Source organism: Haloterrigena alkaliphila (genome assembly GCF_017352155.2).
Taxonomy (GTDB): Archaea; Halobacteriota; Halobacteria; order Halobacteriales; family Natrialbaceae; genus Haloterrigena; species Haloterrigena alkaliphila.
Genome location: NZ_CP071462.1, coordinates 2,427,656 through 2,439,308, shown reverse-complemented (window position 1 = coordinate 2,439,308; position 11,653 = coordinate 2,427,656). Strand labels below are relative to the sequence as shown.

Sequence of the window (11,653 nt, the reverse complement as noted above, 5' to 3'; positions counted from 1 at the left end):
ACGGAACGAATCGGGTGCGCCGGTCAGTAGTGGACATCGACGTCGACGAGCGTAACGACGACTCGGCCGTCGTCATCGTCGAAGTCACACGTCCCTTTGGTATCAGTACTATCGTCCCATTCCGAGAGGATATCCGTCCACGCGTCGTCGTAGTCGGTCTCGTTGACCGACACCGAGACGTCGTCGACACCGGTGTAGACGGTACTGCTACGGTCCTCGACCTCCATCGTGAACTCGAGCCCGCTGCTGCTCGATATGGATCGATCGTCGCTCGAAATCGTGACGAGCGAGATGACTGCAGTATCGTCCCCGCACTTCAGCTGTGGTCGTTTACGGACGAGGCTCCAGTCGCCGTCGTCGCCAGCGCTGACGAGGCCGCCGCCCTCGTACGCGATTCGTCTGTCGTCAGACCGGTAGGTGAACTCCCCGAGGTCGGCGGTGACGCTGTCGTCAGGCCCCGAAGTCTTGTTTACGGTGATGTCCAGGGTCGTCCCGCTTCCGCTCGTCGAGACCGTCCCTTCTCGCAGCGAGAGTTCACCGGAGCGCTGATTGACACCGTTATCTCTGATGACGTCGTTGAAGTTGTCCGCGAGCGCCTCCATCGCTCGCTCGGCGTTGATCTGCTGTTCGGTCTCCTGATAGTCGCTCATCGCACCGAACGCGGTCGAGTACAATATCCCGACCGAGCCGAGGATCATCGCGAAGACGAGGACGAAGGCGACGACCTCGGAGACCCCGCGATCGGCTGATTCTATCCCTACGATCGATTCGGTTCGTCGGTCGCTCATCGGTCGACCTCCTTCAGCGTGATGTGGCGGTCACCACTCCCATCGTTCTCGTACGCGATTTCGATCGATCCGCCAGATACCGATGCATCGGTATCGAGTTCACTCTCTGTCACGAGCGGCACGTGTACCGTCACGTCGGTGTTGTGCGCCGATAGTTCGATGCACGAGCCACTGTCGATCAATGGCGCCTCGTCACCGCTGCAGTCCTCGAGCAACGCCACGGAATACCGTGAGTTCGCGACCCGGCGCGGATGATCGGCGACGAGTGTTACGCTGGCCTCCTCGCTGTCGTTCGCGATCCGATCGACGTTGTCGATCTCGCCAGCCAGTCGCTCGCCGACGGTCTCGAGCGAAGTCCGGGTCGACCGCTCGGTCTCGGTGTCCAGCATCGTGCTACCGGCCATCAGGAGCATGGCGATGAGAATTGTCGTGATGCCGATCGTCAGGATGTGCGTGAGCGCGATCGACATCCCGCGGTCGGTCTCGTCGTGTGGTCGTCGGATCATGATGGACACTCCTCCGCACTGATCTCGACGTCTCGTTCGTACGTGAGATCGTTCGAGTCGTAGGTGATCGTGACGGTCACGCTATCGTCGAGAGTGATAAGCGAGGGATCGGTCTCGAGGTCCACGACTGCTGGCTGTGAGTGTGCAGTCGCGTTTCGGTACAGACGGCTGTATTCGTTCTCGATTTCCTCCTCGAGGTTCGATTTCCGCACCGAGTCAACGAGACCCTCATCGTCCTCGTTGAGTAGACAGCCGACACCCTGCCTGACCTCGAGTTCGGTCGTTTCGGCGCTACTCGCTCTCTGGCTCGTGTCGGCCGACGACAGCGTTTCGGTGTAGATGACGCCGTTGAAAACGACGACGATGCCGAGAATGATGAACGCGAGTGCGACGGCACCGATGAGGATGACCTGTGCCCTGTCCGCACGGCCGTTCGATCGATCGGCCTCTCGTTCGGGACGGCCTGAATCACTAGTAGTTACCATACTGATACGCGCACCTCCACAACGTTGTATACCGGCTGGTCCTCGCCGGTACTCGGCGGAATCGGGTACTCGTGATCCTCCCACGCCTCCCGAATGGGGGTATTTTCATGACCCGGTGCCGTCAGATTATCCGACTCGAAGAGTGTGACGGTGTAACTCGCCGTCACCGCCCCCGACTCACCCTGATATACCAGGTACGGGTGATCGTCGTCGAATTCCCCGGCCTGATCCTGATAGACGAGTTCGATATTGTAGCTCATCCCTCGTTCAGTGAACCGCTCGTTGAGCGTCTTCCCCAGGGAGAACTCGTTGTACAACTCCGTGTCGTTCGAGGCCTTGTAGTAGCCAGTCCCCGAATTTTCGCTGGAGTTGTGGAATTCCTCCTCGGCAGGGTCCCAGTAGCGAACCATCTCCGTGAGGTTCCCCTCGCTCTCGTTCGCCGTTGCAGCGACCACCAGCGCGTCCTGGGCCTCCTGTCCCAGTTGCGCCTGTACCGTCCGATCGCCTACCCCGCCGGTCGTCGGCGTGATGACGACCGACTGGAGTGCGAACAGTAGGGCCATCAGGACGACCATCGCCGAGACGAATCCCTCGAGGGTGTAGGCCTGCCCCCGTTCGTCGGATGTCGATGTAGATCGTTGCATATCAGATCACCATACCCGTACGACGAGTCGACACGCCGGATCACAGCCGGGCTCGGAGACGCCCGGGGGGGTGTCGCCGACAGTTACCAGGCGCGCCGAACTGGCCGCGGATTGATTTCGATACTCCGACCCGGCGGTCCAGTTCCCAGGATCGTTGACCGCGGATCCGTTCGGATGCTCGAGTCGAATATTCACCTGATCGATACTGCGAAGACCGACGAGTGTGGACAGGTTCGCGTCATCGGCAGCGTAGTCCTCACTGAACTCGGTGCCGTCGATCTCGTTGGGCCGATCCGTCGATTCAGATAGATTGTGAACGACCCGATCCGCGATCCGATCGGCCTGTGCCGTCTGCCCTCCAGTGACCGACGAGTCGAAGGGGGTCAACATCGTCGGCAGGAACGAGAAGACGAAGGCGATCGCCAGGATGAACACGCCGATCCCGACCGCGAAGTCCTGCGTGGTCTGCCCGCGATCGCGCAGGGACAGCGAGATCGTCCGCGGGCGTCGGTCGGAGTCCGTCTGGGAACGGTTGCGCGTCATCTTATGCCACCAGTGTCCAGCCGACGAGTGCGATCGTCGCCAGTATGACCGAGTACTTCAGTCCGCTCAGGATGTCGGCGTCGCGGATGTAGCCACAGATGATCCCCGAGAGGATCGCCTGCATCGTCACCGCGTGGAAGAACAACACCGAGAGCATGTCGACGTTGATGTTCTCGCTCAGGTTGGCGTCGGAGAGACCACCGCCGGCGCCGCTGGCGGCCTCGGACTCGACGTCGCCGCCGGCACCCCCGAGACCAGCCATCGTATCGATGAACTGCGTCTTGAGGATCGCGATCACGGCGAGGACGGTCAGGAACGTCATGATGATGATCACGACTTGCATCCGGGTACGGGACTTGCGCTCGCGCTCGATATCGTCGTGGTTCTCGCTGGCGCGGGCGGCCGTCCGGAGCACGTCGGAGATCTGGTTCGAGGCCTCCTGGGCCTCGGTGATCAGCCGGGTCGTCCGGGCCAACCGCGGGATGTGGTACTTGTTGTTGAACTCGATGAGAGCCTGTTTCAGGCTCGTCCCGTAGTTGACCTTCGTGTGCATCATCTCGAACTCGCGAGCCAGCTTCCCGTTCGTCGTGTCGGAGACGGCCTTGAGCGACTCGAGCAACGTCAGCCCGGTGTCGTTCGAACTCGAGAGTTTGCGCAGGTCCTCCGACAGCTGGCTGACGACGGAGTTGCGGTGACGGACGTTCCACTCGCGGAAGACCGCGAGCGGGATCGCGATGACGTACAGCGGAACGTAGACGAGGATGAACGTTCCCCAGACGGCATTGTCGAGCATCGCTTGCCACGACATCGGCGCCGAGCCGTTCATCATCGCCGTCGCGATGATCACGAGCACCGCGGGCACCGTCAGCGCCATCGTGTACAGCGGGTTGTCCCGGAAGAAGTGGTGGGGCTTCCGGAGCACTTCCATCGTCTCGTAGGTCCCCTCGCGGTTCTTGATCCGGTCGAAGACGCTGTGCTCGCCCGTGAACTTCTCGATGAGGCCGAGATTGAGCAGGCCCTCGTCCCCCCCGACGTCGATGCGTCGGTCGTTGCTGCCCATCGAGAGGTAGCCGTCTCCCGGTTCGTCGTGTTTGACCGTCGAAACCATGATGAGAAAGCCGACTCCCGTCACCGGAATCAGCCCGTAGACGGTCATATAGAGCATCGAGTTCGTGACGGTCGCCTGCGGGATCATCTGCATGACGACCATGATGATGATCAAGAGCAGGGGGAACAGCGACAGCGTCATGTACATCTCGCCGAACAACTCGAGCGTCTCGAGGGTGAGTTCCTGCTCCTGTTTCGCGGTCCGCATGTGCTTTTCCTTCTTGTCCTCGAGGAAGCTCTCCATGTCGCCGCCGCTGTTGACGATCGAGAGCATGTCCGTCAGGAACTGCGAGAGTTCGTCGCTGGGCGTCTCCAGTGCCTGCTTGCGGATCGCCGTCCGGTAGTCGACGTCGAAGTACTCGGTCTCCTTGACGATGCTCTGGAACTCCTTTGCCACCTCTCCGTAGGTGTCGTCGGACTGGGCCATCGCCTCGATGATCTCGAGTTGGTTCAGGCCGCCGACCGACAGCGCGTACATGAACGAGACCGAGTCGGTCAACAGCATGTTGATCTCGCGCTTCCGGGTCGAGGCCCGCGAGTAGGGGATCGCCACGAGCGAGCCGAACCCGATCGCGAAGCCGATCGTGCCGAAGACCAGACCCGTCACGAACACCAGCGCCGGCACCCGGAGCATATCGATGAGCCTGAGGAGGGCCTCGCTACTGACCGGGAACCCGAGGATCTCGTCGACCTGGATGACCCCGGTCGCGAACAGCACGTAGCCGAGCAACAGGCCGAGCAACCACAGCGCGACGCCGCTGATGCAGCCGATGCCGATGGCCCGCGAGAGGTAGAGTTCGACCGTATCGGTCATCCGCGCCTGTGCGAGTTTCGTCTCGACGTCGTTGGCGAACTCGCTGTCGTCGCTGAACAGACGAGCGTAGAGGGGGTAAAACGTCTCTCCGAGGAAATCGGAACCGCCGGAGATCTCGCCCGACCCGCCGCTACTGTCGGTCTGAAGGCTCATGCGTCGGACTCCTCGTTGTCGTCGCCGTCGGGTTCGTCATCGCCGCGCTGTTCGTCGTCGGCGGAGGACTTGAATATCGAATCGTTCGTCTCCGTCTCGCTCGTGTCGTCGCCGAACAGCGATCCGTCGTCGCCGTCGTCGTCCCCATCGTCGGAGAAGATGGAATCGGACTCGGAGTCGTCGCCGAAGATGGACGCCGATTCGTCGGTCCCGTCCGTCTCGTCCATCGTTTCCGCCTCGGCCGCCGCTTCCGTTTCGTCCACCGCTTCCGCCTCGGCCGCCGTGTCTGCCTCGTTCGCCACATTTGCCTCGGCCGCGTCGTCGGCCGACGTCGGCTCCGCGGCCGACGCTGTGCCGTTAGTGGCGTCGCGGGGCGGATCGTCCGTGATCCCCGTCGTCTCGTCGGTTCCACCGGCCGGGGCACCGCCATCGTCGCTATCGTCGGCGCCGCCGTCCCCGTCGGTCGGCGATGCGGCGTCCGTCTCCGCCGCCGGTTCGTCGGGTCCTTCGGCGACGATACTTCCGGTTTCGCCCGTGCCGGTCCCGGCACCAGTTCCGTCGTCGATGATGCCCGACGGTTCGTCACTCGTCTCGTCTCCGGAAGCCGTCTCGGCCGTCCCGCCTGTCTCGAGTTCGCTACTGAAGTCTCCGGCCGTCTCGTCGCCGGCGTCGGGATCGAAGATCGAGTCGAGGTCGTCCTCCGGGAACATCGAATCGAAGCCGGAGGTATCCGGCTTCGGTGTCGACGGTTCCTCCGTCGCGGGATCCGGCTCGCTCCCGTCGTCGAGTCGGTCGACCGTTTCGCCCATGTCGTCGAACAGCCCACCCAGGTCCGCGTCGTCGCCGTCCTCCGACGGGAAGACCGTCGGGTCCGTTTCGTCGTCCGTCTCGGTCTCCGGCTGGGGCGGCTTCGTCTCGGTCGCCGGCTGGGCCGGCTCCGTCCCCGCGTCCGTCGACGGGGCCGGCGGACCGCTGACTTCGGCCGATTCTTCGGCGGCCATATCGAATCCGTCCGTCGTCCCGCTCCGGGCGGACGCGCTCGAGGGTTCGTCGGCAGTTCCGTCCGCCGACGCTTCCTCGAAGGATTGTTCGACGGCCGTTCCACCGGCGGACTGCTCGGCTCCCGCGCTGGCGCCGTCGTCGATATCGAACCCGGTGTCGTCGCTGATCCACGCGGGCTCCGCCTCGTCGTCCCCGTCGATGTCGAAATCCGTCGAGCCGTCGCCGAGTTCCCACTCGCCTTCCTCGGCGGTCTCGTCGACGGCGCCGGCGAAGTCGAACTCGTCGGCGTCGGCGCGGTCGACCTCGATGGGCTCGTCCTCCTCGACCTCGCCGAGGCTGCTCGCGAGTCCGCTGGGAACCTTCCCGCGGTACTCCTCGAACAGCGATTCCTCGGCGCGCTCGAGGAGATCCATCGAGATGTTGTAGGTCTCGTCGGTCGCCTCCGGACGCGGGACGAGTTCCTCTTTCTCCGGGTCGACGTCGATCAGAACGCTCTCCATCTCCCGAAGGTCCTCGAGGCTGTCCTCGAGTTGCCCGTTGGCGATGAGGGTGAGGATCGTGTCGGGGTCGTTGATGAACGCCTGAACGGTCGCCGCGACCTCCGCGTACGTATTGAGTCCGTTCTTGATGAGGTAGGCGAGGATGACCTGGCGTTTGAACAGTTCATCCTCGAGTTTCTCCGTACTCCATCCGCGGTCGAACTGGATCTCCTCCAAGGTGTTCGAGTCCCCCATCTTGAGGTACTCGTCCGTCTCCGCCTGCCACTGGTAGACGTCCTGAACGTTGATCTCGTCGTGTTCGGCCTCGTAGTGGTTGATCTCGGTCAGCGACTTGTTCCGGCGGACCTTCCGCCCCTGCACCCGGGTCTGGGTCTGGATCGAAACGAGGTCCAGCGCGGTGAACATCGTCTTCGAGACGTTGATGGGGTCGGTCGTAAACCGCTTGAGCACCTCGTCGACGGAGTCGGCGTGGAAGGTCGTGTAGGTCGTGTGACCGGTCGACATGACCTGGAACAGCGTCCGGCCTTCCTCCCCACGGATCTCACCCATGACGATGTAGTCGGGGCGCTGTCGGAGTGCGGCCTCGAGCAGGTCGAACTCGTCGACGTCGCCCTGCTCGTCGTCGGCGAAGGAGGGGCGCGTGACGCTGGCGATCCAGTTTCGCTGGGGCAGTTCGACCTCGCGGGTGTCCTCGATGGAGACGATCTTGGCGCTGCTCGGGATGAACAGCGAGACCGCGTTCAGCGAGGTCGTCTTCCCGGACGCGGTCCCCCCGGCGAAGATCAGGCTCTTGTGGTTCTCGATACAGAGCCAGAGGAACGCCATCTCGTCGAGCGAGAAGGTGTTCCAGTTGATGAGGTCGATCGGGGTGAAGGGAACGTCCTTGAACTGACGGATGGTGTAGTTGGTCCCGTGGTCGGACACCTCCTTCCCGAGGGTCAACTGGGCACGCGACCCGTCCGGCAGCGTCGCGTCGACCTGCGGGAGCCGTTTACTGATCCCCTTCCCGGAGCGCTGGGCGAGTTTGACGACGAAGTCGTCGAGTTCGTCCTCGCCGTGGTAGATGTTCGAGATGATCTGTTCGTACTCGGAGTGGTAGACGAAAACCGGCGAGTTGTAGCCGTCGACGGAGATGTCCTCCACGTTGATGTCGTGTTTGATCCCGTCGATCCGCTCGTAACCGATGAAGTTTCGCTTGAGCAGGTACAGCAGCTTCTCGACCTGATACTCGTTCAGCGTGTCCGGGTCGTCCTCGAGGATGGCCGGTTCGGGCCGGACCTCGATGCCCTCGAGCGGGTCGGGACCCGAGCGCTCCTCGTCGTCGACGTCCTCGTCGTCGTCGAGCAGGTTCCGTAGCGTGTCCAGGACGCTCTCTTGGGTGCTGCCCGACGTCTTCTCGAAGAGATCGTACCGCTTGAGCAGTCGTCGGGCCTCGTCTTCGATGACCGTCCGGCGCCCGTCCTCGGTCGCCTTCTCCTTGATCCCCTCGTCGGAGTACTTGATCGCCGTCCTGAGTTTGCCCGAGAGGAACTCCTGGAGTTCGATCTCGATCTCGTTCAGGTACGGCTCGACCATGTAGTACTTCTTCTCGTTTTCCTTGTCGGAGTGGAAGATGACGACGTAGGCGTAGGGTTTGTTCACCCAGTACCGCTCGACCTCCTGAAAGTGGGTCTTCTTCTCGAAGGGGACCGCCTTCTCGAGGTCGTAGCGGTTGGAGACGGTCGTGTTCCCGTCGACCGTCGAGAAGAACTCGTCCTCGTCGAGATCCTCCTCGACGTTGACGGTCCGTTCCTCGACGAGTTCGTCCAGTTCCATCGCGGCCTCGTCGCCGGCGAACAGCCGCTGTTCCAGCGCGTCCGGATCGAAGCCGAGCGCCTCCTCCTCGTCGTGACGGACGATCTCGCCGTTCTTGTCCCGCGGTCGGGAGCCGTCGTCCTCGTAGTAGTACTCCCACTTGTAGTGTTCCCAGGTCCACTCGTCCTTGACGACCGGCGTCGTCTCCGGGTCGACGTACTCGAGGAAGATCTCCCGAAGTTCCTCGGCGTTGTCCCCGGCGATCGGGAGGACCGACGAGTCCAGATCGTCGGGATGATAGCCGAGATGGGATTCGGGATCGAAGTCGACCTGATTCCAGTCGTCCCCGCTGGGAACCGTGTGCGCCGATCCCTCGTCGGTGTCGAGTCCGAGTTGATCGTCCGCGCCCGCCCCGGCGGGTTCGTCGGGATACAGCACCGACGCGTCGTCGCCGTATCCGTACTCTTCCATGTAGTCTTCCCACGTGTACTCGCCGACGCGGACTCCCCCGTTCGAGTCCGAATCGCCGTCCGACTCGTGAGACCGATCGTCCGCCGACGCAGGATCGGATGCCTCCCCCTCAGAAAAGTCCCCGGCATCCGACTGGTCGGCCTCGTCAATAGCCATTGAGTCCACCCAAACTCTCACCCTTCAAAAATTTCATCCATACATTACCACTTCTGATAATCCCGGGTACACCGCTCTGTACCCTCGGTCTGCACAAATGTCTTCGCTCAGTCAGATATTCCCTCATACGTCTGTCACGCCTATCGATCAACCGATACGTTCTCCGTAATCGTACTTATACTGTGGTATTACAGGTACGCTCCCAGACTGGTTCGGGAGCGCTACTCGGACGAACGGGCGGTATGCCCGCAGTGGGCAGAACATATATGGGGACGCCAGCAGTACGACCCGGCCGATGGAAGTGAGTGACGACGATCAGGCGGGCTGGCAACGAACCGGGAGTCGACCCGAATCGACCTCGCTACCCGCCTCCGAAACCGCGGCAGCCACAGGACCATGACCGACCAGTTCAGCCTCGAGGACCGCGTCGCGGTGGTCACCGGCGGGGGCCGCGGCATCGGTCGCGCCATCGCGACCGAACTCGCCGCGGCCGGCGCCGCGGTCGTCCCCTCCGCGCGCTCCCGCGGCGAGATAGAGGCCGTCGCCAGCGAAATCGAGGACGACGGCGGCGAGGCACTCGCCGTGGCTGCGGACGTAACGGATCCCGACGCGGTGGACGACGTGATCGAACGAACGGCCGACGCGTTCGGGGGCATCGACGTCGTCGTCAATAATGCCGGCTTCAACCCCGACGATGCGCTCGGGCGCCCGGAGGACGTCGAGACCGAGTCCCTCGATCGGGTGCTCGACGTCAACCTCAACGGCGCCTACGAGGTGACACATGCGGCCGCCGACCACCTCCTCGAGAGCGGCGGTGGGTCGGTGATCAACGTCGCGAGCGTCGGCGGTCTGGTCGGACTTCCCCGCCAGCATCCCTACGTCGCCTCGAAACACGGGCTGGTCGGCCTCACCAAGAGCATGTCCCTGGACTGGGCCCCCGACGTCAGGGTTAACGCCGTCGCGCCCGGCTACGTCTCGACGGAACTCACCGAGGACCTCGAGTCGAACGATCGCCTTCGACAGTCGATTATCGATCGCACGCCCCTCGAGCGCTTCGCTGACCCCGAGGAGATCGCCGGGCCCGTCGTCTTCCTCGCCAGCGACGCGGCGAGTTACGTCACCGGCACCTGTCTGTCGATCGACGGCGGCTGGACCGCCCGATAACCCGCGACCGGTCAGCCTGCAACCCACATATTTTCCATTGGTAGCAAGAAACTCTCTATCAACTATCTCTGGAAGGGAAGCTAGGAATTTATACACCTATCGTAAATATCTTTGGTAGAGTTCCACACTCGTGAGAATTATCACCGGCACCTATCGCTACAGTGTTCGGAGTGGACGTATGAACTACGCTGATTCCGATCGAGCACAGGAGCTCGCCGACCGCGCCCACGAATTGATGGAGGAGGTCGTCCTCCCCATCGAGCGCGAGCGACCCGGCGGCATGGGCATCTCGAGTGGCACCGTCGCGGAGCTCCGGGAGGCCGCCCGCGAGTACGATGTCTACGCGCCCCAGATCGCCGAGGAGTACGGTGGGATGGGCGAGAGTTTCCGGGACGCGCTGCCCGTCTTCGAGGAGGCCGGCCGCAGCCTGCTCGGTGCCGTGGCGATGCGCGTCGACGCCCCCGACGAGGGGAACATGCACCTGCTGGAACTGGCGGGCGACGACCTCCAGAAGGAGACGTACCTCGAGCCCCTCGTGAAGGGCGAGCTCTCGTCGGGGTTCTCGATGACCGAACCGCTGCAGGGGGCCGGATCGGACCCGAAGATGATCCAGACTACCGCGGAGAAAGAGGGCGACGAGTGGGTCATCGACGGCCACAAGTGGTGGACGTCCAACGGCGTCGAGGCAGACGTCCTGATCGTCCTCGCGCGAACCGATCCGGACGCCCACCCCTACGAGGGCTGCTCGCTGTTCCTCGTTCCCGCGGAGGCCGACGGCGTCGAGGTCGTCCGCGACGTCCCACACATGGGCGGCGAGACGCTCGGCGCCTCCCACGCCGAGATCCTCTACGAGAACGTCCGCGTCCCCGAGGAACACCTGCTGGGGGAACTGAACCAGGGCTTTACCCACGCGCAGGAACGGCTCGGCCCCGCGCGGCTGACCCACTGTATGCGCTTCTCCGGGATGGCCCAGCGCGCGCTCGACATCGCGAAGGCCTACACCAGCGAACGCGAGGGATTCGGCTCGACGCTCTCGGATAAGCAGTCGCTGCGCTACCGCATCGCCGACGCCGAAACGCGACTCCACGTCGCCCGCACCGCCATCCGCGACGCGGCCGACCGAATCGCCGCGGGCGAGGAGGCCCGCATCCCCGTCTCGATGTGTAAGGTCTTCACCGCGAACGTCACCCAGGAGGCGATCGACCTCGCCGTCCAGTGCTGTGGCGCCAACGGCATCGGAAAGGACCTCCCGCTGGCCGAGTTCTACCAGTCCGTCCGCAAGTTCCGCATCGTCGACGGCGCCGACGAGGTCCACCGCCGCGTCATCGCCCGCGACGCCTTCGAGGACGTGCCGAACGAGGAACTCGAGGCCCTGACCCGGTTCGGCGATCCGAACACGCGACGCGAGGGCGGTCACTGAAGGTTCGGGGGATGGGAGGTGGCTCGAGCGTCGGTTGTTGACCGCTGTGAACCTGTTCTACAGACGTTACGATTTGCCACACACGGCCGGCGAGAGGGAATCGAAT

Annotated in this window: 9 protein-coding genes; 2 read left to right on the top strand and 7 right to left on the bottom strand. The window is 63.3% G+C overall.

Annotation, left to right across the window (positions count from 1 at the left end):
* Positions 1-23: 23 nt before the first annotated feature.
* The 7 genes from J0X25_RS30710 to J0X25_RS30680 are packed head-to-tail and all read right to left on the bottom strand — an operon-like array spanning position 24 to position 8,963.
* On the bottom strand, positions 24-788 hold the full coding sequence (locus J0X25_RS30710) for a DUF7289 family protein (RefSeq protein ID WP_207287714.1): 765 nt from the start codon (positions 786-788) through the stop codon (positions 24-26).
* Positions 785-1,294: a DUF7266 family protein gene (locus tag J0X25_RS30705; protein ID WP_207287713.1), complete on the bottom strand. Its 510-nt coding sequence runs from the start codon at positions 1,292-1,294 to the stop codon at positions 785-787. Before J0X25_RS30705 ends, J0X25_RS30710 begins: the two co-directional genes overlap by 4 nt.
* The gene (locus J0X25_RS30700; protein WP_225896652.1) at positions 1,291-1,779 is read right to left on the bottom strand and encodes a hypothetical protein; all 489 of its coding nucleotides are present in this window, start codon (positions 1,777-1,779) and stop codon (positions 1,291-1,293) included. Before J0X25_RS30700 ends, J0X25_RS30705 begins: the two co-directional genes overlap by 4 nt.
* Positions 1,773-2,423: a DUF7288 family protein gene (locus J0X25_RS30695; RefSeq protein WP_207287712.1), complete on the bottom strand. Its 651-nt coding sequence runs from the start codon at positions 2,421-2,423 to the stop codon at positions 1,773-1,775. Before J0X25_RS30695 ends, J0X25_RS30700 begins: the two co-directional genes overlap by 7 nt.
* A gap of 6 nt (positions 2,424-2,429) precedes the next feature.
* The gene (locus J0X25_RS30690) at positions 2,430-2,966 is read right to left on the bottom strand and encodes a DUF7287 family protein (protein ID WP_207287711.1); all 537 of its coding nucleotides are present in this window, start codon (positions 2,964-2,966) and stop codon (positions 2,430-2,432) included.
* Position 2,967: 1 nt separating this feature from the next.
* On the bottom strand, positions 2,968-5,040 hold the full coding sequence (locus J0X25_RS30685) for a type II secretion system F family protein (RefSeq protein WP_207287710.1): 2,073 nt from the start codon (positions 5,038-5,040) through the stop codon (positions 2,968-2,970).
* Positions 5,037-8,963, bottom strand: coding sequence for an ATPase, T2SS/T4P/T4SS family (locus J0X25_RS30680; protein WP_207287709.1), 3,927 nt, complete (start codon positions 8,961-8,963; stop codon positions 5,037-5,039). Before J0X25_RS30680 ends, J0X25_RS30685 begins: the two co-directional genes overlap by 4 nt.
* A gap of 396 nt (positions 8,964-9,359) precedes the next feature.
* Between J0X25_RS30680 and J0X25_RS30675 the strand changes: the two genes are divergently transcribed.
* Positions 9,360-10,127: an SDR family NAD(P)-dependent oxidoreductase gene (locus J0X25_RS30675; RefSeq protein WP_207287708.1), complete on the top strand. Its 768-nt coding sequence runs from the start codon at positions 9,360-9,362 to the stop codon at positions 10,125-10,127.
* Positions 10,128-10,305: 178 nt separating this feature from the next.
* Complete coding sequence (locus J0X25_RS30670) at positions 10,306-11,547, top strand: acyl-CoA dehydrogenase family protein (RefSeq protein ID WP_207287707.1); 1,242 nt, start codon at positions 10,306-10,308, stop codon at positions 11,545-11,547.
* The last annotated feature ends 106 nt before the right edge of the window (positions 11,548-11,653 follow it).